A 21,117-nucleotide genomic window follows, 5' to 3' on the forward strand; every position below is an offset into this window, starting at 1 on the left:
TTTCTGGTCTATCACGCGGGGCGAGATTTAGATCACCGTTGAAGCATGTCCCCGGCTATCCATATCGTGGATGAATTTCATCGAAACAAACGATTTCACCAATCTTGCAGAACGTTGCATTGGAACAATTCAAGGATGCGAGCTCTAAGAATAGTTATCGATATTCGCGTTCGCCCCGAGGAGAAATTTCTCGTGTACGCCGAACAATCACTGAAGCGCATGTCCATGCGGCCAGGTTCATTCGTCTGCCCAGGCTACGCCGCATTGGCTCGACGCGACGAGCTTCCCCACGTGCATGGGCGCTTACGCGATTTCTCTGGCAGCCGGCGGTGAACGCGGCACGCAGGCTGACAGCTCCGTCCGATATCCAAACGTAAGCAGTTGAGAATGAAGACATGAAAAAAGTCTATGTAGCCGGCCATCGCGGCCTCGTTGGATCCGCCACAGTGAGAGCCCTCGAGGCCTTAGAATCGTATGAAATAATAACGCGGACTCACGATGAACTGGATCTCTTCGATCGGACCGCGACCCGCGAGTTCTTTATGTCGAAAAGACCGGATTACGTCATTATGTGCGCCGCAAAGGTTGGTGGGATTCTTGCCAACGCAAGCTTTCCGGTTGATTTCCTTCACAACAATCTCGCGATTCAAGTCAGCGTTTTTGATGCCGCCCACGCATCCGGCGTCGAGCGGATGATCTTTCTTGGTAGCTCGTGTATCTACCCACGAGATTGCCCGCAACCGATACGAGAGGACTACCTTCTATCCGGTCCGCTTGAAGCGACAAATCGTCCCTACGCTTTGGCAAAGATAGCAGGCGTTGAATCATGCTGGTCTTTCAACCGACAGTACCGGACGCGCTATCTCGCGTTGATGCCGACCAACTTGTACGGTCCCGGAGATAATTATCACCCCGACAACTCTCACGTTCTGCCAGCTCTGATGCGACGTTTTCATCAGGCCAGAATGAACGGTGACTCCTCGGTCGTGGTCTGGGGATCCGGAAGGCCCCGGCGAGAGTTCATGTACTCTTTGGATATAGGGGATGCCATTGCATTCCTGCTTGGCCTGCGGGATTCGGATTTTGGCGCCTTGACGGCACCCGAGACCGCGCCTCTGATCAATGTTGGCGTTGGAGAGGACGTCACAATTCGCGAACTGGCGGAATTGATTAAGGCGACGGTCGGCTACGAGGGCGATTTGGTGTTCGACTCGACGAAGCCAGACGGCACGCCCCGCAAGCTGCTGGACGTATCGCGCTTGCATACTCTTGGCTGGAAAGCCAAAACGTCTCTTGGTGCCGGGTTGCAAGCGACGCACGAGGATTTTCTCCGCCATCATAAAGCTTGACGTTGGTGCTCACAGCCTGGCTGGCTGGTTCCAACTTTCCTGCGCCATTCAAATCTGGCACCGCCGGCGTGAGAGGTGCGTGAAGCGTTCATATACCGGCTAACGGCCTGGTTCGCCCCAAATTAGGCCGCTAGCAGCACACATCAGGGCATCATCGTCGGCATATTGCGGACGGCGACCGGCGCGGGACCGCACGCGACCTGCCACGACGTTGGAGGCGGCAGGACCCTGGTTGTTTGCCTGTCCGCGGCCGTGCGCGTCCCCATGGGAGGTCCGGTACACCGTGGTCAGGACTGTCGCCGACCCGAGTCGAGCGCGCCTATGAGATCGACACATCGATATTGCGCCGAACGAACATCCCGGTTGGCAGCTTTTGCAGGAGGCCTGGGCCAGCTCACAGGAAGGCTGCGGCGTAAAAATGCGCAGCACGACTCGGAATTTCACTCCCCGCTGACGCGTCGAATCCTCAGATCCGATTGCCCGGCCGACCAGTGTCGCCCGCCGCCAGGGAGGTCCGCAACTGCTAAGCAGAGAGGCGAAGTGCACCTGAACGCATCCATCCCGTAAATGTGTTCTATCAACGCAAACGATTACTCTGATGATCCGATAACGAATATGAAGGCTCGCCAGCTGGCGTGGTGGGCCGCATCATAAGGAGTATTTGCGATGGCAAAAATTATCGAGGGTGGCCCGCGTTCCGAAACGCTCCTCGGCAGCGAGCTTGAGGATTGGATGGCGGGTTACGAGGGCAATGACTGGCTTGACGGCCGTGGTGGCAATGACGAAATCTCGGCTGGCGAGGGCAGTGACCAAGCCATCGGCGGCGAGGGCAACGACCGCATCTTCGGCGAAGATGGCTGGGACCATCTCTCCGGCGACAACGGCCGCGACAAACCACGCATCGTCGGCGAGGACAATGACAAGCTCAACGGCGGTCCCGGCGAGGACGTCCTCTACGTGGGTGACGGCGAGGACACTCTGATCGGGGGCGCCGACAATGACACGTTCCTGTTCCAGTTCCACAATCCGATGTCTGGGGTCGACCCGAGGGTCGTTTGGTCGAAGCCGGACATCAGCACTATCGTCGATTTCGACCGGACGGAGGATAAGTTCGCCTTCGATGCGGTGGGCCTCGACAACGACGGCTTTGGGGCGAACTTCATCAATAACGCCAGCGTACAGTCTGGCTCCCCGGTGAGCAGCTTCTACAGCGGTGCGGCCTCGGGTGCGAACGGCGAGCACGTCGTGGTGATCACTGACGAACCTTTCACCTCTGCCTCTGCCGCCGCGAATGCGATCTCCGGCGAGGCCCCCGGCGACATCATCGTCTACCACTACAACGACGGCATCAACGGAATGGCGAATTTGGCCTATGTCACCTCCGAGAACCACGCGGAGGACTTCGTTCACCTGAGCGGTATACACAGCTTGGCCGACCTGGCCGGCATGGGCCTGACCGCGTCGGACTTCAGCTTCGTTTGATCCGGAAACCCGTACGGAACCCGCGCCCCGCCACCCCCGGCGGGCGCTTTCCTTTTCAGCTACTTGCGGCTGGCCGTGGCGCCCGAGAGCCGGCGCAGCGTGTAAGATTGATGAAGCCATGCGCGTCGCGCTGGTCGTACACCGAATCCTCCTTGAAGGGTCGAGGCGGTAAGGCTGTTCGGGCCCTTTCGGCCGGCGACGATGACATTGCCCTTCCAAAGCTTCAGCCGGACGGTGTTGTTGACCCGCTCCATCGATGCCGGGTTAACATAGTCGGCGGGAGCACTGATCCTGAATCAGCGAGCGGATGCGGTCGGTGTCGTAGGCCCGTTCGGCGAGGACTATCCGGTGCTGGATCGCCAGATCTTCACAATGCTTGTTAACGGAGGCCCTCCCTGAGTAACCATTCCTTGAACGTTTCAGCTTTGAGACCCTTCCCTCTGACTTCCACTATTTGGGGAGTTTTATTGATCAGTTGTGTGGTCAACCTGCTTGCGCTGACCTCGCCGCTGTTCATGCTGCAGGTCTACGACCGCGTTCTTGCAAGTGGCAGCGTACCGACGCTAGTGGGGCTCGTCGTGCTTGCTGCGGGGCTTTTTGCGTTCCAATGCATGCTCGACATTCTGCGCGCCCGCGTGCTGCTCCGGATCGGCGAGCGTTTCGATGGACAGTTTTCCGGACGCGTTCACGATGCTATCGTTCGCCTTCCGCTTTCAACGCGCATGCCGGGCGACGGCTTGCAGCCGCTTCGCGATCTCGACAATGTTCGCGGATTCCTAGGTGGAAACGGTCCGACCGCGTTCTTAGATCTGCCATGGATGCTGCTTTATCTTGGCATTTGCTTCCTCTTTCATTTCTGGATCGGCATGACGGCGCTTATTGGGGCGATCGTCCTCATATCTCTGACATTTCTTAACGGCCTCTCGCAGCGGCCGATACGCGATACCATTGCCCACAATATGGTCCGCAATGGCCTACTGGAAGCAGCACGCCGCAATGCCGAGGTCGTGCAAGCTCTCGGTCTCGGAAAGCGGATCGCTGCCCGATGGCACCAGGCCAATGCCAAGTATCTGGCTGCCAATCGGAAAGCAGGGGACGTCGCAGGTGGACTCGGTGGCATTTCAAAGTCGCTGCGCGTGATGCTGCAATCGGCCATTCTTGCCGTCGGCGCGTACTTGGTCATCAGGCAGGAGGCTACGGCCGGGGTCATGGTTGCCAGCTCGATCATGATGGGGCGTGCGCTGGCTCCGGTCGATCTGGCCATTTCGAACTGGAAACCCTTCCTTATGGCGCGCCAGAGTTGGGCCCGGCTGGACGACCTCATGGCAAAGGTCACTGAACCCGGCCCTGTTATGCCAATGCCTGCACCTGAACGCGAACTGCGCGTCGAAGGCGTGACAATCGTTCCGCCCGGCGAAAAGAAGCCGACCGTGACCGGCCTTGCGTTTGCCGTTCAGGCCGGAAGCGCACTCGGGGTCATCGGTGCATCGGGTTCCGGCAAGTCGACACTCTCGCGGGCCATCGTCGGCGCATGGGCGCCGGCCGCCGGAAAGGTTCGCATCGACAGCGCAAGCCTCGATCAATGGGACCGGGAAGCACTGGGCCGTCATGTCGGTTATCTGCCGCAAGGCGTTGAACTGTTCGACGGCACCATTGCCGAAAACATCGCTCGTTTTGAAAATAATCCTGACCCTGAGGCTATTGTCGCCGCGGCGAAGGCAGCGGGCACGCACGAACTGATCCTCCGATTTGAGCAGGGTTACGAAACTCCGATCGGTGAGGCCGGATCGGCACTTTCGGCCGGGCAGCGTCAGCGTATCGGTCTTGCCCGTGCTCTCTATCGCGACCCGTTCCTTGTTGTGCTTGATGAACCCAATGCCAATCTTGATGCGGAAGGCGAGGCCGCCGTCGTTGAGGCGATCGCCTCCGTCCGCGAGCGTAGGGGCGTTGCGGTTGTCGTCGCCCATCGGCCGAGCGCCATCCGCGCCGTGGATTACGTGTTGATGATGGAAGGTGGGCGGCAGAGAGCCTTCGGTCTGCGTGATGAGGTGCTTCCCAAGGTCCTGAAGGCTGGAGCGATGGCACCAGGCGCCGGGGTCACGGCCACCGGGTCGACGCAGGATAACGTGCGAGAGTGCGCTGACATGGAGGATCCCGATGTCCGGCATCGATCAGAACAATGACGTTTCCAGCTCCATTCGCCGGCACCTGTCGGCAGGCCTACTGGCGAGCGTGATCTTTGTCGGAGGAGCCGGAGTCTGGGCGGCCGTCACGGATCTCTCCGGTGCGGTTGTCGCGTCCGGACACTTTGTTGTCGATTCCTATGTGAAGAAGGTGCAGCACCCAACCGGCGGGGTGGTGGGAGAAATCCTGGTGCGCGAAGGCGATAAGGTAAAAGACGGCGACATCGTCATGCGGCTCGATGCCACCCAGACGCGCGCCAATCTCGCCATCGTCACCAAGCGGCTCGATGAGCTGGCCGCCCGGCTGGCACGGCTCGAAGCTGAGCGTGACGATCTGGCGGAGATCGCCTTCCCGGACTGGCTGCTTGCCCGCAGAGATGTTCCGGACGTAGCTTCGGCAATACATAGTGAGACGCGGCTGTTCGAATTCCGCAGACAATCCCGCGAAGGAAGGCGGGCCCAGTTAGCGGAGCGCATTACCCAATATGAGCACGAGATGGAGGGACTCCAGGCGCAGGAGATTGCCTATGAGAAAGGCATCGAGATTCTCCAAAAGGAAATTGCTGCCCTGAGTGGGTTGCGCGAACAAGGAATTGTCTCGGACCAACGCTTGAACAGCCTGAAGACGCAGGTTGTCACTTTCGGCGGCGAACGCGGTGAGAAGATCGCCTATCAGGCACAGTCGGCAGGCCGCATAACCGAAACGCGCCTGCAGATCCTGCAGATCGATCAGGATCTCAAGACGGAAGTCGGCCAGGAGCTCAGAGAGGTTCAGGCGCAAGTAGGGGAATATGTCGAGCGCAAGGTGGCGGCTGAAGACGAACTGCGACGGATCGATATTGTCGCGCCGCAATCGGGCATCGTTCAACAACTCGCAGTTCATACGATCGGCGGAGTGATCACGCCCGCCGATCCGATTATGCTAATTGTGCCAGAAGGCGACGATCTCGCGCTGGAATTGCGGATCACCCCCAAGGACATCGATCAAATCCAGCTTGGTCACAAGGCCGTGCTGCGGATGTCAGCCTTCAATCTGAGAACCACGCCCGAATTGAACGGATATGTCAGCCGGATCGCAGCCGATCTGGCGACGGACGAAAAGACCGGCATTTCCTATTATCTGGTGCGCATATCGGTCCCGCATGCGGAACTGACAAAGCTCAAGGACCTGACGCTCGTGCCTGGCATGCCGGCCGAAGCAATGGTCCAGACGAGTGAGCGTACGGCGCTTTCCTATCTTGTGAAGCCGCTATCCGACCAAATCAGTCGGGCATTCCGCGAGGAATAGAATATTAGACCTTTTTGCTGCTGACGTCTTATTTTAAGATAACTGGAGTTTAAGACTAAGGCAGAGAATTCCGTAATGTTCACTGGTATTTCAACGTCGCGAGAATGCTTTCTATACCTGTCGCCGAAGTTTTAGATCTAGCGCAAGGAGGAGGTTTATTGCCTATACGAGAAGAAACGGATTGAGAGATTCTTCATGTTCCACTGAAGTGCAGACGCGGCGGGCGTCGAGATCCGTCTGATCTGAAACGTCATCATTCGACGGACACCGTCGTGATCGGGTCCGCGTAAGCGCCACCCGGCGAAGCGTAGTCCTCTCCCGGCCAATCACAGGTGCATGGCTTGCCAAACATCCATCGTGCGGATGCGTTCCATCAATACAATCGATTTTACGAATTATAGAGAATAGCGGATATGAAAACGTCGGCCGGGAGAACAGGTCTACTGAGAATGCGAGCTCCCACTCGCCGACCAGTCAAACTGTCCAACTTCTTCCGAAAGATTCATGGACCGACCGGCGCGGTCGAGGCGGGATCATTCGAAACAAATCGCAGTTGGCTGGCGCTAGCCCCCGGAGTTCCGGTTGATATACCTTCCAGGGATGTCGCGTGTGCAATTGAGGCGTTGAGGGTAAAGTTCGATGGAAATACATATGCAGGAACCGATCTCTTCATTAAAAGTACATCGGCATATCGTTTCACTACTGCAAAAACCCGATCCCGTCATCTTGGACATCGGCTGCAATGACGGAACCGATACGCGACGTTTTCTCAGGCTTTGCCCGAAGGCTCAGCTCTACTGCTTTGAGCCAGACCCTCGCGCGGCTGCTCGCTTTAAGAAAAACATGAATCCGTACCTGGACAAGGTGAAACTGTTTGAAATCGCGCTCAGCAACCGAAATGGCACGATTGATTTCCATCCAAGCAATGGAGAAGGGAGCGCAAAGGAATGGGACCAATCTGGCTCGATACGCCGACCCAAGAATCATCTTGTCGAACATGCTTGGGTTCGGTTCGATCGCCCCATCTCAGTTGAAACTCGAAGGCTTGACGACTGGTGCAGCGAAGCGAACCTGAACAAGATCGATTTCATCTGGATGGATGTGCAGGGAGCCGAGTCAGATGTCATTGCTGGCGGCAGACAGACCTTGAGCAACACGCGCTTTATCTACACGGAATATAGCGACCACGAGCTCTATGAAGGGCAGCTGTCCCTGCAAGCCATTCTTGATCTTTTGCCTTCGTTCGAATTGGTGACCCGCTATCCACGCGGAGTGGAGGGCGATGTTTTGCTTAGGAATACGAGCCTCTAGAACGGGCCCGTTCTGCTTCTGTCCTGCTGCAGCCCTCCATCCTCATTGGAGATCCACAAGCGGCTGGATTTGGGTGCGAGGATCGCACCGTGAGCGGTCGCAGCATGCTTGATTGGACCGAAGCCTGGTTGCCTTGCAGATCCGCCGGAAACAGGTTCTGCGAGGCGAGGCAAGGGAATTGGTCCCCGTGAAGGACTCGAATTTTCAGCTTGAGGCCACCTGAACCGCGGCCTTCGCCGAGCTCGGTGAATCGAACGGAATCATGGATGAGCAGTCGCACGGCATCTTTTCACTGACCAGGCGCAATCGCGAGAGGATGTTGCCACACATGATCGCGACCGCCGCTGCGCTCGAGGTTTGCGACCAGGCACGGGGATTTTGTCTGCTCGGCTGCAGCCAGTCAGCCCTCGATACCATCGCCGCGATCCGCGCAAACATTCGATACTTTGCGCCGACTCTGGCGCGCTCGCCGTGCCCCATAGGGGAAATGCACGCCCCCAGAATAATGCGATGCGCCGATGGGTCCAAGGGCTTGTTCAGTCGCGCCGGCCTTCGCCGCAGCGGAGGCGGACATCATTCCTTGGATGCCACCGCCGATGATCAGTAGTCGACGAGTCATATCCCACTGCCCATTTCTTCGGACACGGGTTCGGGCCAGCTCTCGATGGAGGTACGGCTGATGAAGCCAGGGTGCTCGGGTTTCGCGCATGGCGCGCGCCCCAGAAGGCTGTCGAGGATGCGACGCGCGCGCCAGGCCAGCAGGTTTAGGTTCGGATCAGCCAGCCCGCGCTGCCCGAGGCTCGCGTTCTGTATGAAGACGCTTCTGTCACGCGGTCCGTCCCAGCACACCGAAAAATCCTCGCGAAGGGCCAACTCATTCTCGATCTGCTCCAGGCGGTCGGCGATCGGTTCCAAGAAGTCTGGCAGGGCGTTCTGGTAACCGGTAGCCAGGATGACGATGTCGGCCGTAACTTCTCCGACATCGTCCATGCCGCGCTGCAGGGTCAGCCTGTGACCCGCCCCGGCGTTGATGCAGCGCGAAACGTTGCAACCCGGCCGTAGTGTGATGTCGCATTGGTTTGGCTCGAGAAATGCGTGGCGGTATAGCGCCTGATAGATCGCGCGTAACGTGGTTTCCGAAATGCCGTCCGAGGCAGGCACGAAACGACGCAAGAGCAGCTTGCGCTGCGACTCGCTCATCGCCGCGAAACGATCCGAAAAGCAGGGCATGAACAACTCGTTTGTGAACGGGCTGTTGTCGAGAGGCAGGTAGTTTTCGCGCTGCGAGACCCAAGTGATCGAGGCGGGCCGCCGTTCTTTCGGCAGGCCGACAAGGTGTAACAGCACCTCGGCTCCCGACTGGCCTCCGCCAACCACGCAGACATGCTTTTTCCGCACCTCAGGATGGATGTGCAATAAAATCGATGAGTGGAACAGGTTGCGTCCAATCCAGCCCTGAAACTGAGGCGGAATTTGCGCCTGCTTGCCAATGCCGACCACGACGTTTCTGGCGCCGAGAACCGCGTTATCCGTCCGCACCCGAAACTCGCCGTCAAAGCGGATTTCGCGCACCGTCTCGCCGCCACGGACAAGTGGGTTCCTGTGGAAGGCCCAGTTCAGATATTGCTCGAACTCAGCTCTGAGCACGGCCTCGAATTGTGCGTTCAGGAAGTGGTACAGACGCCCGTTCTGGTACAGGTAGTTTATGAAAGTGTAGGCTGATCGCGGATTCACCAGCGTGACCAGATCCTTGAAGTGGCTGACCTGGAGCTCCGAGGAATCGAATGCGATGCCTGGATGCCAGCGGAAGTCGACCTGCCGATCCAGGAACAGCGCCCCTTGCCCAATTTCTTCGTGTATCTGACACGCAAGACTCAAATTAGACGGCCCGGCGCCGACCCCAATGCAAGAAAGCTCCACTTGCTTTGCTCCTATTGGTGTTTCCCAAACCAAGCGGCATGTTCGCGGCGAATATCGGCCATAGCCATTGGGCTTACTCCCCTCTCGCGGGCACTCTCGAGCGGCGGTCCCGACCGGATGTGCGAGTAAGCCAAAGGCCTGCGCGCCTCCGAGCCGTCGAAGGTTGGCGATATCGACAGCGGCGCGGCGTCATCCGGGTCTGGCACGGAACCGCTATGTGATACTGTCGGGCGCATCTTACGCGGCTACTGGCGGCTGCCCCGACCGTAGGAATGGCTGTTTCCCGGCCGCGACGGAAGCGGCCCTTATGTACAGGCCCTGTATTCGGCCTTCCGCCGGCCTGGCGGCACCCGAGAGCGCAGTCTTCACGGCGGCGACGGCATTTTCGGTCAGCATGATCATGGGACAACGTCTCGCTGATGCGTTCGGAGACCCCCGTGCAAAGACCGAGCCAGAGACGAAAATTTTATTAAAGCAATGAGTTAGCGGATTTACTGTCCAATCGGAAATCCGACACTGTCGGAAATCCGACATTGATCAGAAGGCGGACGCCTCACGGCGGCGCCCCTCCCCCGCTGCCGGGCATACGGGTCACGTACCACGGGGGTCGACCGAATTAAGCTTGGCGGAGAGACATAGAGACGGGAAGACGGAACTTGTCGAAGTAGTATGCGCAGGGCTTGTTGGACCGCCGGGTGTCCTGACATGCGCCAGATCCCCGTTGGCGAACCGGCGGCAACCGCTGCACTAACGGCGGCGGACCTCGGCAAGCCGCCGATTGATCGGCGGGCTCCGCAAGATCGGCGATCTCGCCGAAGAAGTTCAGCCTGCCCGAGGACTTCAGGACTGTGACGGGCGCATGATGGCGCAGTAATCGAACAGCTTGCGGTTCCACTCTCTCGGACTCTCACCCGCGCGGCGGAATTGGCGCCTTCTTACCGCGGCCCCAAAGGATGAACATTGAAAGGGCGAGTAGGATGATGTTGAGCGGCACGACCGAGGCCTCGCCACGAGACAAATGAAAGATTATCGCAGCAATTTGCAGCAGCACACAACCAAGTGCAGCCAGAACGGTGAGGCGTGGCTGAATCCGAGTTAGCGCAGGCAAAAGCACGCCAAACCCGCCCGCAATGTCGATGAGGCCCATAAGGTGCAGGAACCATGGGGGCACTGCGCCGGGCCAGACCCACATTGCCGCCAATTGATCGACCGGCATGAACAGCTTCATGCCGCCAAACAGGGTAAAGGACGTAAAAACGAGCAATTGGGCGACCCACAGCCCGGCTCGCAGCGGCTTCCCTGCCGGCTGTGTTGGCGCAAAACTCAAGGTATTTGACATGCGATAACTCCATAAGGCTGAAAAGCACCACCTCTCGGGGCGCAAGCAAGTAGCCAGCACATACGCCGGCTGGGTTACTTCCTGTTCGAGTGATTTTAGTTCGCAGCACCACCAAGAAAGCGATCAAATTTCGGTGCAGTCATTCAAATAAACTGATATAGTCGCTGTACATGGCGATCCGAACGGAAATGGCCCTATGCCGACGATCTGCGGCGCTGGTCCTTGCAGAGGCTTCTGGCCAACAATCGATGGAAGCGAAGTCAGGGATGACTGGGGCTGTGGGGCAGATGGCCACGCGCACTCGGCATCGGGAATCGCGGATGGTCTCTGAAAAGCGTTCAGATCTTTGGGCATGACTATGGACGCGCTCACCCTCGATCAATTCCTGGTATTCGTCACGATCGTCGAAGAAGGCAGCTTTGCCGCAGCTGCTCGGCGAATGAACCGGGCGCAATCCGCGATCACCTACACCATTCAGAAACTGGAGGAACAGAGCGGGTTCCCTCTTTTTGATCGCTCCGCCTATCGCCCGGCACTCACGGAAGCGGGCAAAGCCTTGTTACCGCGCGCACGGCGGATTCTTGACGACGTCGCAGATTGGCGGCACCAGGCGCAAGGAATTTCAAAGGGGCTCGAGGCAGAACTCACCCTGGCGGTTGTCTCCTACACGCCAGCGATCCTCCTGAGCCGTGTGCTTGGGGAATTCACCCAGGCTTTCCCTTTCGTCGAAATTCGCATCTTGACCGAAACCTTCGATGCAGCGGCCAAAGCCTTACGCGATGGAACAGCTGACCTGGGTTTGCTTGCCGAGCGCCAACCTGATGAATTCGAGCGGCGGGTGTGCGGGCGGATCGATCTCGTTCCGGTCGCGGCACCAACGCATCCGCTTGGCAAAATTGACGGGCCATTCAGCGCAACGATCCTGCGGGACTACACCCAATTGGTTATTAGCCCGGCCCCCCAGGTTGACAGTGGGCGAGACTATGGCGTGCATGCAGCCAACCGGTGGCGCGTCAACGACCTTCAGACGAAATACGACCTCATCCTCGCCGGCGTCGGCTGGGGTTCAATGCCACGGTCACGGGTTGAGGGAGATATTGCCGCCGCACGGTTGATCGAGCTGAGACCAGAAAGCTGGGAGGGCTCTGATGTGATGCCAAGCTTCCCATTGGTTATCGCCTACAGGAAGGAAAAGGCACTGGGTCCCGCTGCAGTGTGGCTGATCGAAAAATTCGTTTCCCAAAGATGGTAGCGCGAATTGGAGGTCAGTCCGCGAAAAGGTGGTTTTTCTTATGCTCGTTCGACCGCAAGGGCTGCGGCCCGAGACAGCTTCCTCGGGGGCGATGATTTCGAGCAGGCTTTCCACCGAATAGACGGTCACGTCCTCACCAGCGCACGAGCCTCGATGACTGGCACGGAGCGGCGATATCGGTTCGCTGCTCGGCGGTGTCACCGCCGCGCGCCATGGGCCTGCGCCCCTCTGCATTCTGGGGCCATTGCGCCCGCCGTGGCGATGTTCCTGCTCTCCGCGCTGGCTGGCTCTCATCGTTGGGTCTCCGCGTCCAGCAGGGCAAGCTTCACTGATAGTCGTCACGATGCGATGGGGCAATTCCTCAGCCCTGTTCGGACTTCCAGGCGGCGGCCGCAAGCATCGCTTCGCCTATGTGCCGGTCGCCTTGGGCGTTCAGCATTTCGCCAGCATTGCGAATATCGCGGGGTTCCTTGTTCTGGCTGAGCTTGGCTTTGCCGACAAGGCGGGTGATCTCGATCTCCAGTCCGACGATCGCCTTGACCATTGTGTCGATAAAGTCCCTAGGCGCGTCGCCCATCTTCCAAGGGACAGGCTGGGCTGCCTCGTGCCTGCGGGTCAGTCTGGCGACATTGTGACGGACATAGCTCTCGTCGTCACGGACTGTGATCCGTCCGTATGCATGGGCAACGAGGTAGTTCCAGGTCGGCACCTGCCGGTGGAACTCCTGCTTGCTCGGATACCATTGCGGCGAGACATAGGCGTCGGCCGCGCGGAACACGACGAGCACCTCATCGCCGGTCGACACGTCCTGCCAGACCGGGTTGTTACGGGCGACGTGGCAGTTCAGAGCGCCGTGCCTTCCCTGCGCCCGGTCGAGTTCGAAGGGAATGTGATTGGCATCGAGCCCGCTCCTGCCATGGGTGATCAATACGCCAAGGGCGCTCGTCTCTATCAGATCGTGGAGAGCCTCTTGGCTAGGTTCGTCGAAATGTGGGGGTACGTACATCACGGTTCCTTCACTGTCGGCCGGTTTCGCCGTTCATTGAGCAATGCCCGCCGGCAGGCGTTTCAGCGCCTCGACGATCTGACGCTTTGCGACAGCCGGGAGCGACAGGATCGGGCTCGGAGGTTCGGCGCGGCAAATGTCGAGCAATTCGGCGAGCACATAGACGACGCGAAGGCTGGAGAACTGCTTGAAGAGATCCCAGATTGGCGTCAATGCGGCGTCGAGGCGGCGTGCTTCGATCGCATCGCCCGCCTGCGACGCCCTGACAATCTCTATGCAGACCTCGGGCAGGATGCCGGCCAGCACGCTGTACCAGGTGTCGGCTCCGGCGATCATCGCTTCGGTGGCATTCCAATCGCCGCTGTAGCCGATCGAAAAGCCTTCCGGCACGATGCTCCTCTGCCCGGCCAGATGGCTTCGGATTTTGTCGCTCTTGTCCGTTGGATTCTTGATGGCGACGATCCCCGGCACCTTGGCCAAGCGGCTGACAAGTGCTGGAGTGAAATGGAAATGCGTCGTTCCGGGATTGTCGTAGATGACAATCGGAAGGCCACCTTCGCGCGCCACGGTCGAGAAATGTTCGAAGACCTCGTCATCGGTGAGCGGGGTGTACGAGACAGCCGCGAGCAAACCCGCGGCAGCGCCGAGGGCCTTGGCGTCCTGCGCGAGCCTTACCGCCTCGTCGGTGCGTAGCGCGCCCACGCCCACCACGACCGGCGTCTGCCCATCGGCTGCCTCCAAAGCCTCGGCAAGGGCCCGTCGCCGCTCTTCGCGCGTGAGGTAAATGTAGGTCCCGGTGCTGCCGAGAAGGCCGATGGAATCGACCTTTGCGGCGCAAAGCCGTGTAATCAGCTTGCGCAGGGCCTTAGTATCGACGCGGCCGTCACGATCACTCGGCGTGATGGGGAATGCGGAAAGCCCGCTCAGGAATGCCATTGCGTTGCTCCAAATTTCTGCATGGGCGCCAGTGTTGGAAGCGAGATGGGAACCGGCTTATCAGAGCAGTTCCAGTGCCTGCCTCAGATCGGCGATCAAGTCGCCGGCGTCCTCCAGACCGACCGAGAGACGCATGAGGTCCTCGCCGACGCCATCGGCAAGATGAGCATCCTTGCGGATGCTCTTACGGGCTCGTGTCAGACTCGCCGGATGGTAGATGAGGCTGTCAGCATCACCGAGGCTGACCGCTCGGGTGACCAGGGTGAGCCGGTCCATCATGCGGCGCGCGCCCTCGAACCCGGCGTGGAGGCCGAAAGCCAACATGCCTGATCCCTGGGACATCTGCTTTCGGGCAATCGCCTGATCGGGATGCGAGTCGAGGAACGGGTAGCTCACCCATGCCACCGCAGGATGCGCCTCGAGCGCTTGCGCGGTCGAAAGAGCCGTCGCGCTGTGTCGCTCCATGCGGAGCGCGAGCGTCTTGAGCCCGCGCAGGATCAGGAACGCCGAGAGTGGTGATAGTGCGGCACCGGTGATATAGCGCAGACCCGTTTCGTGCAGCGTGTGAAGTGTTTTCGCGTCACCCAAGATCGCCCCGCCGAGAGCATCGCCGTGGCCATTGATATACTTCGTCAGCGAGTGGATGACGATATCGGCCCCGTGTTCCAGCGGCCGCTGGAGCGCGGGCGAGGCAAAGGTGCTGTCCACCGCTACCTTCACGCCGCGCGCGTGTGCGCGTTCGGCGATTTCGGCGATGTCGAGGATGCGGCTCAGCGGGTTGACCGGGGTCTCGAAGAAAACAAGCCGGGTCCGGTCAGTGATCGCGCCATCGAGATTGTTTGGCTCGGACAGATCGACCGCGACGACCTTGATCCCAAAACGCGGGACCGCCTGTTCGACCATGGCGAGCGTGTTCGCGTAAAGGGTCTTGTGGACGATGAGTTCGTCGCCCTGTGACAGCAGCGACAGGATCAGCGTGCCGAAGGCAGCCATCCCGGATGCCACGACCAGACCCGCCTCGGCCCCCTCCAGATTGGCGAGCCGTTTCTCGAGGATTTCCGTCGTCGGATTGTATTCGCGAGCGTAAAGCCTGCCGCCGAGCGCGGCTGCAGCCTCATTAGCCGCCACGCTCTCAAAGCCATATGTGGACGTCAGGAAGACCGGAGGCTGGACTGCGTTCGAAAATCCGACCGGATCGTAGCCAAAATGGATTGCGCGGGTGTCGAAGCCGAGGTCAGCGTCGCTCCGCGACCGCTCCGGAGCATTCATTTTAGTTCGATCGGTCGTGCTGGTCATCGGTCTGTGGTGTCCTCTTGGATTTTCGGCAGAATGCGCTCAAACTGGTTTATATGAAATGTCCAGTTGGCGATGATTGAAATGGTCCAGTCTCAAGATCCCGGCTCTGCGGGTGAGCACGCGATGGGTGCGCGCCAGATTTACATGGCGCTTCGAGACCAGATTCTTGGCGGTGTTTATGAAACCGGCAGTCAGTTGCCGTCGTCGCGGGGCCTCGCAAATGAACTCGGCGTTTCGCGAACGACTGTCACCGTCGCCTACGAGCAGTTGACCGCAGAAGGTTTCATTGAAGTCCGTCAAGGCGCACGACCTCGCGTTGCATCTTCGCTGATCGGTCACCAGGCGAGCAGCACCGTCTCAAAACGCGCCGGCCCGATTCATCTTTCCACCTACGGCGAGAGACTGCGCGCCAGTTCGCCTTGGCCAGATTACCTGCCTAACCGGTTGAAAGTGGATTTCCGTTATGGCGACCTCTCGCCGTCCGATTTTCCGGCGCTGATGTGGAAGCGCGCCATGAACACGGCGATGTCGCAACGCCCCGGGCGCCTGGCTTATGACGATCCGCGCGGATCGCCTCGCCTGCGCCAGGCGCTGCAGGGATATTTGTGGCGCGCCCGAACCCTAAGCTGCGAGGTCGAGCAGATCATTATCGCAAGCGGCTCGCAGCAGGGTCTCGACCTTTGTGCGCGCTTGCTGCTCGATCCTGCCGACAGCTTCGTGGTCGAGGACCCGTGCTATAGGATGGCGCGCCAGGTCTTTGCCAGCACAGGCGCGAGGCCTGTTTCTGTCGCCGTCGATGGAGACGGGATGAAGACGGAGCTACTTGATGGGATCACGGCGCGGCTGGCCTATGTCACGCCGTCGCATCAGTTTCCGCTCGGCGGCGTCTTGCCGGTCTCGCGCCGGTATCAGCTCCTCGAATGGGCCCGGCGCAACGACGCCTATGTGATCGAGGACGACTACGATGGCGAGTACCGCTACGACATTCGTCCGGTACCCCCGCTGCACAAGCTGGAGGACCGCAGTTCCGTCATCTATCTAGGTACGATCTCCAAGACGCTGTCGCCGATGCTGCGCATTGGCTATCTCGTTGTCCCCCCGGAATTGCAAGACGTCTTCGCGACGGCCAAGCAGCTTCTGGACAGGCATTCTCCGGTGGCGGAGCAGGAGGCCCTGGCCTCGCTCATTGAGAGCGGCGGCTATGAAAGCCATGTGCGCCGCGTCCGCCGTCTGAACGGCGAGCGCCGAGAGACCCTGCTCGCCGCCCTTCGACGCGCGTTCGCAGACCGCATCGTCATCGAAGGCGCTGATGCCGGGCTGCATGTCGTCGTCTGGTTCAAGGACCTCCGTCGGTCGTTGGAGGACGTGCTGGTTGAAGAGGCGCGACGAGAAGGCGTGGGTGTCTATTCAATATCGCCGCTCTACGGCCGGGAAACGGATGAAGACCGCGCCGACCGGATCGGATTGGTGATGGGCTATTCCGCCTTGACCACAGGGCAAATCGAGAACGGCGTTCGACTCCTCACGGATGCTGTCGAACGGGTGAGAAGGAACTCTCCGGACACTTCGGCTGCACCCAAGGTGTCGGCCGGCACGGCGAAACGGGCCTGACTTATGACGTTCGGCGATCTGCGGATTGCTGACTGGATCAGGCAAAATCGCAAAAACTGGCTCTGTCAGTCAGGCCAGTTCCCGGGCAGAGATTTCGCCGGATCAGGCTGCGACCCTCCCCGGAGCGCGGAAGCAAACATGGCGAACGAACATATCGAGGTGAACCCTCAAATCCGGCTGGAAGCTGGAGGCCGCGACTGCGGTCATAGAAGGCAAAGAAGCATGACGTGGCAGGGAACGCTGCTTCACATCCACGTTGCACCTGCGGCGTCCTACGAGATGGAAGAGTTGACGGAGGCACAACTCGTTGCCGGGCGCGGCATTGTTGGGGACCGATACTATCTCGGAACGGGGACCTACTCTGCGAAACCCGACGTGCGCGAAGTGACGCTGATCGAGGTTGAAGTCCTGGAAGCCATTGCACAGGGCGAACCCAGGATTCCGGGTTTCAAGGCCATGCTCGCGCCCGAAGATCATCGGCGAAACCTGACCACGCGCGGCGTACCGTTGGGTCATCTGGTTGGTACGCGCTTTCGGATCGGGGAAACCGTCCTGCGGGCTGCGCGGATGAATTTTCCCTGCAAGTATATCGAGCAACTGCTCGGCATTCCCGGTCTCTACGAGGGGCTTCTGAACCGCTCTGGCCTGAACTGCGCGATCGAGGTTGGCGGCGTGATCCGCCCCGGTGATCCGATTCTACCAATTGACGGGTAATCGATATGGCCTCGCCCCGCATCATCATGAAACTGACCGTGACCGCCACCCGCAAAGAGTCAGGCGACGTCCTGGTCATCGACCTGAAGCACACGCGCAAACCTCTGCTTCCGCCCTTCGAACCGGGCTCTCACGTCGATGTTCATCTGCCTGATGGGAAAGTGCGCCAGTATTCGCTCTGCGGCGATCCGACAGATCTGAGCCGCTACACAATCGCGGTGAAGCGCGAAGAGGTTGGTCGCGGCGGCTCGGCGTGGATCCACGAGGCGGTGGCGGCCGGATGCATGCTCCCGGTTTCTGCGCCTCGCAATCATTTTCCGCTTGCCCAACGCGAAGGGCCAACCGTGCTGTTGGCGGGAGGCATCGGGATCACCCCGATCCTGGCAATGGCACGCGCCTTGGAGCGGCAGGGCAAGACGTGCGAGCTGCATTACTTCACCCGCAGCCGGGCACTCGCGCCTCTGTTGTCGGTCATCGAGCGGGAGCTCGACTGCAACACCGTGTGGCTGCATTTCGACGACGAACCGGAGACCAGGCAGGATCTTGAAACGTTGCTATCGACGCGTTCCTCCGACGCACAGCTCTATTATTGCGGTCCACCGGGCTTCATGGCGGCCGTGGACCGGGCGACCGCGCACTGGCCGGAAGGAACCGTGCATTTCGAGGCCTTTCAGCCGCCGGAACAGGACCGTGCACCACCCGAACCTTTCACGATCACCCTTCGCGACGGGACAGTGGTTCCTGTCGCGGCCGATACTTCGGCCCTCGCAGCGCTGCGCGCCGCTGGCGTGCTGCTCATGGCATCGTGCGAGAACGGGGTTTGCGGGACCTGCGAATGCGGAATTCTGGAAGGGCAGCCGATCCATCGGGATGCTGTCCTGTCCAAGGACGCTCGGACTCATCGGTTCATTCCATGCATATCGCGCGCAGCCGGCGTGCTGAGGCTAGATCTGTGAAGCCAGCCCTATCTGGAAACACCGGTGCGACGCATCAATTGCGGAGAATTGGATGACATCGAAAATTGTCTATTTGAACCAAATCGAGCGGTGTGTCTCCTGGCTTGCCGCCTGGACGGTACACAATGCCAACCACGTGCGGGAAGCCGACGAGATCAAGGTTGGTGGCCACCAAGCCTCCTCCGCCTCTCTCGGCACGATCATGACCGCGCTTTATTACGCTGCACTGCGTCCGCAGGACCGGGTGGCGGTCAAGCCCCATGCCGCCCCGATCTTCCATGCGATTCAGTATCTGTCCGGGAATCAGACACGCAAGAAACTCGAAAACTTCCGCGGCTATAAGGGCGCCCAGAGTTACCCCTCGCGGACCAAGGACGTGGACGATGTCGACTTCTCGACCGGCTCCGTGGGCCTGGGTGTCGCACAGACGCTCTTTTCCTCCCTCGTGCAGGACTATGTATCCGACCACGGTTGGATGAAGGGTCGGCCCGAGGGGCGCATGGTGAGCCTGATCGGCGACGCCGAGATGGACGAGGGCAACATCTACGAGGCCTTGATCGAGGGTTGGAAGCATGCGCTGCGGAACTGCTGGTGGATCGTGGACTACAACCGTCAGTCGCTCGACGCGGTCATCCGCGAAGGTCTCTGGCTGCGCTTCGAGCAGATATTCAAGAACTTCGGCTGGGACGTGGTGATCCTGCGCCATGGCTCTCTCCAGCAGGCCGCCTTTGCCGAACCGGGAGGGGAGAAGCTGCGCGATTGGATCGAGCGGTGCTCCAACCAGCTTTATTCGGCGCTCACCTTTCAGGGCGGTGCGGCCTGGCGGAAGCGGCTGCTCGACGAGATTGGCGATCAGGGGCCGGTCACCGAGCTAATCGAACGCCGTTCTGACGACGAGTTGCAGGCGCTCATGGTCAACCTGGGCGGCCACGACCTGCCGAGCCTTCTCCAGGCCTTCGAGGCGGCCTCGCAGCATGACCGACCGGTCTGTTTCATCTGTTACACGATCAAGGGTTATGGCTTGCCGCTGGCCGGCCACAAGGACAACCATGCCGGCCAGATGACGCCCACCCAGATGGAAGGCTTCCGCCAGCGGATGGGAGTCCGGCCCGGCAAGGAATGGGATAAATGGGCCGCGGCGACGTTGCCTCCGGCAGAACTAGAGGCCTTCATCGCCCAAGCGCCGTTCTTCAGCGAGGGCCGGCGCCGGCTTACCGCGCCCGGGATTCCGGTTCCCGAGGCTCTGCCCGCGCCGGCACAGGGGGGCAAGCAGGTCTCAACCCAAATGGGTTTCGGCCAGATCCTCAACGAGATTGCGCGCAGTGAAACGCCGCTCGCCGAGCGCATCGTCACGACTTCCCCGGACGTCACGGTGTCGACCAATCTCGGCCCTTGGGTCAATCGACGCGGACTCTTCGCCCGCGAAAGCATGGCCGATACCTTCAAGGCCGAGCGTATCCCTTCAACCTACACCTGGGAGTTCGGGCCCAAGGGGCAGCACCTCGAACTCGGCATCGCCGAATCCAATCTCATGATCATGCTCGGGGCGATGGGGCTGTCGCATTCCGTGAATGGCGTGCGGTTGCTGCCGATCGGGACCGTGTATGATCCCTTCATCTATCGCGCGGCCGATCAGCTGAACTATGCCTGCTACCAGGATGCGCGCTTTCTGCTGGTCGCCACCCCCTCCGGCGTGACCCTCGCCCCCGAGGGAGGAGCGCACCAGTCGATCGGCACGCCGCTGATCGGCATAGCGCAGGACGGGCTTTGCGCCTTCGAGCCGGCCTTCGTGGATGAGCTCGCGGTGATCATGCGTTTCGCCTTCGACTACATGCAACGGAACGGCGAAGGCGATCCCGATGAAACGACATGGCTGCGTGATCAGACCGGCGGATCGGTCTATCTGCGCCTGTCCACACGGCCCTTGGAGCAGCCTCATCGGGACATAGGTGCGGAGCTGGCGCGCGACATCGTCAACGGTGCTTATTGGCTGCGCCCGCCCGGACCGAACGCCAGCGTTATCATCGCCTACCAGGGCGTCGTCGCGCCGGAAGCGATTGCCGCGACGGGTCTTCTTGCGGAAGACCGGCGCGATGTCGGGCTGTTGGCGATTACATCCGCTGATCGGCTCAATGCGGGCTGGCAGGCCGCGGAGCGTGCCCGGCAGCGCGGAACAGTCGCCGCGATGAGCCACATCGAGCGTCTGCTGGCGCCACTGTCGCGCGATTGCGGGATCGTCACCGTGATCGATGGTCACCCCGCGACGCTCGCCTGGATCGGTGGCGTGAACGGTCATCGCGTCAAGGCTCTGGGGGTCGAGCATTTTGGCCAGACGGGGACTATCGCAGACCTCTATCGTCACCACGGACTCGATGCGAATGCCATCGCGCACGCGGCGCAGGCGGTCAGTGCCGGACGCAGCATTCGCTATTTGAAGTCGCTCCCTTGAGCCGCCGCCGGATGTCTTGCGCGAT

At 60.1% G+C, this 21,117-nt stretch carries 16 protein-coding genes; 11 read left to right on the forward strand and 5 right to left on the reverse strand.

The features are described from left to right. The first annotated feature begins 395 nt into the window (after positions 1-395). The 6 genes from DH10_RS06830 (at position 396) to DH10_RS06855 (ending at position 7,613) form a co-directional block, all read left to right on the forward strand. Positions 396-1,349: a GDP-L-fucose synthase family protein gene (locus DH10_RS06830; RefSeq protein WP_192246774.1), complete on the forward strand. Its 954-nt coding sequence runs from the start codon at positions 396-398 to the stop codon at positions 1,347-1,349. Positions 1,350-2,015: 666 nt separating this feature from the next. After that, complete coding sequence (locus tag DH10_RS06835) at positions 2,016-2,831, forward strand: calcium-binding protein (RefSeq protein WP_192384537.1); 816 nt, start codon at positions 2,016-2,018, stop codon at positions 2,829-2,831. Positions 2,832-3,241: 410 nt separating this feature from the next. Continuing rightward, positions 3,242-5,014, forward strand: a complete 1,773-nt coding sequence (locus DH10_RS06840) for a type I secretion system permease/ATPase (protein WP_246505982.1) — start codon at positions 3,242-3,244, stop codon at positions 5,012-5,014. Next, entirely contained in the window at positions 4,989-6,302 is a 1,314-nt protein-coding gene (locus DH10_RS06845; protein ID WP_192246778.1) for an HlyD family type I secretion periplasmic adaptor subunit, read from the forward strand. The genes DH10_RS06840 and DH10_RS06845 overlap by 26 nt, the downstream gene beginning before the upstream one ends. Positions 6,303-6,751: 449 nt before the next feature. Further along, complete coding sequence (locus DH10_RS38125) at positions 6,752-7,048, forward strand: GNAT family protein (RefSeq protein WP_376774845.1); 297 nt, start codon at positions 6,752-6,754, stop codon at positions 7,046-7,048. Then, on the forward strand, positions 6,966-7,613 hold the full coding sequence (locus DH10_RS06855; RefSeq protein WP_095492525.1) for an FkbM family methyltransferase: 648 nt from the start codon (positions 6,966-6,968) through the stop codon (positions 7,611-7,613). Before DH10_RS38125 ends, DH10_RS06855 begins: the two co-directional genes overlap by 83 nt. A 615-nt stretch (positions 7,614-8,228) precedes the next feature. Here the strand turns inward: DH10_RS06855 and DH10_RS06860 are convergent. Then, on the reverse strand, positions 8,229-9,533 hold the full coding sequence (locus DH10_RS06860) for a SidA/IucD/PvdA family monooxygenase (RefSeq protein ID WP_192384539.1): 1,305 nt from the start codon (positions 9,531-9,533) through the stop codon (positions 8,229-8,231). A gap of 907 nt (positions 9,534-10,440) precedes the next feature. Next, positions 10,441-10,872 carry a DoxX family protein gene (locus tag DH10_RS06865; protein WP_192246784.1) on the reverse strand — a complete coding sequence of 144 codons (432 nt, stop codon included), beginning with the start codon at positions 10,870-10,872 and terminating at the stop codon, positions 10,441-10,443. Positions 10,873-11,230: 358 nt separating this feature from the next. Between DH10_RS06865 and DH10_RS06870 the strand changes: the two genes are divergently transcribed. Further along, positions 11,231-12,124 carry a LysR family transcriptional regulator gene (locus tag DH10_RS06870; RefSeq protein WP_192246786.1) on the forward strand — a complete coding sequence of 298 codons (894 nt, stop codon included), beginning with the start codon at positions 11,231-11,233 and terminating at the stop codon, positions 12,122-12,124. Between the two features lie 361 nt (positions 12,125-12,485). On the opposite strand, the gene DH10_RS06875 is transcribed toward DH10_RS06870, so the two are convergent. Genes DH10_RS06875 through DH10_RS06885 form a run of 3 tightly spaced genes read right to left on the reverse strand, consistent with a single transcriptional unit; the run spans position 12,486 to position 15,362 of the window. Next, a complete protein-coding gene (locus DH10_RS06875; protein WP_192246789.1) occupies positions 12,486-13,130 on the reverse strand; it encodes an FMN-binding negative transcriptional regulator in 645 nt (214 codons plus the stop codon). Between the two features lie 33 nt (positions 13,131-13,163). Beyond that, positions 13,164-14,066, reverse strand: a complete 903-nt coding sequence (locus DH10_RS06880; protein WP_192246791.1) for a dihydrodipicolinate synthase family protein — start codon at positions 14,064-14,066, stop codon at positions 13,164-13,166. Between the two features lie 60 nt (positions 14,067-14,126). After that, complete coding sequence (locus tag DH10_RS06885) at positions 14,127-15,362, reverse strand: trans-sulfuration enzyme family protein (protein WP_192246793.1); 1,236 nt, start codon at positions 15,360-15,362, stop codon at positions 14,127-14,129. A gap of 72 nt (positions 15,363-15,434) precedes the next feature. On the opposite strand from DH10_RS06885, the gene pdxR reads away from it, so the two are divergent. The 4 genes from pdxR to DH10_RS06905 all read left to right on the forward strand — a co-directional run bounded on the left by pdxR (position 15,435) and on the right by DH10_RS06905 (position 21,092). Then, the gene (gene pdxR / locus DH10_RS06890) at positions 15,435-16,973 is read left to right on the forward strand and encodes a MocR-like pyridoxine biosynthesis transcription factor PdxR (RefSeq protein WP_246811508.1); all 1,539 of its coding nucleotides are present in this window, start codon (positions 15,435-15,437) and stop codon (positions 16,971-16,973) included. Positions 16,974-17,195: 222 nt separating this feature from the next. Continuing rightward, entirely contained in the window at positions 17,196-17,687 is a 492-nt protein-coding gene (locus DH10_RS06895) for an MOSC domain-containing protein (RefSeq protein ID WP_192246901.1), read from the forward strand. A 5-nt stretch (positions 17,688-17,692) separates the two neighbouring features. Beyond that, positions 17,693-18,643, forward strand: a complete 951-nt coding sequence (locus DH10_RS06900) for a PDR/VanB family oxidoreductase (RefSeq protein WP_192384541.1) — start codon at positions 17,693-17,695, stop codon at positions 18,641-18,643. A 52-nt stretch (positions 18,644-18,695) separates the two neighbouring features. Then, positions 18,696-21,092: a transketolase gene (locus tag DH10_RS06905; RefSeq protein ID WP_192384543.1), complete on the forward strand. Its 2,397-nt coding sequence runs from the start codon at positions 18,696-18,698 to the stop codon at positions 21,090-21,092. Positions 21,093-21,117: the final 25 nt, after the last annotated feature.

It is taken from the genome of Mesorhizobium silamurunense, from assembly GCF_014843825.1.
In the GTDB taxonomy this organism is placed as follows: domain Bacteria; phylum Pseudomonadota; class Alphaproteobacteria; order Rhizobiales; family Rhizobiaceae; genus Mesorhizobium; species Mesorhizobium silamurunense.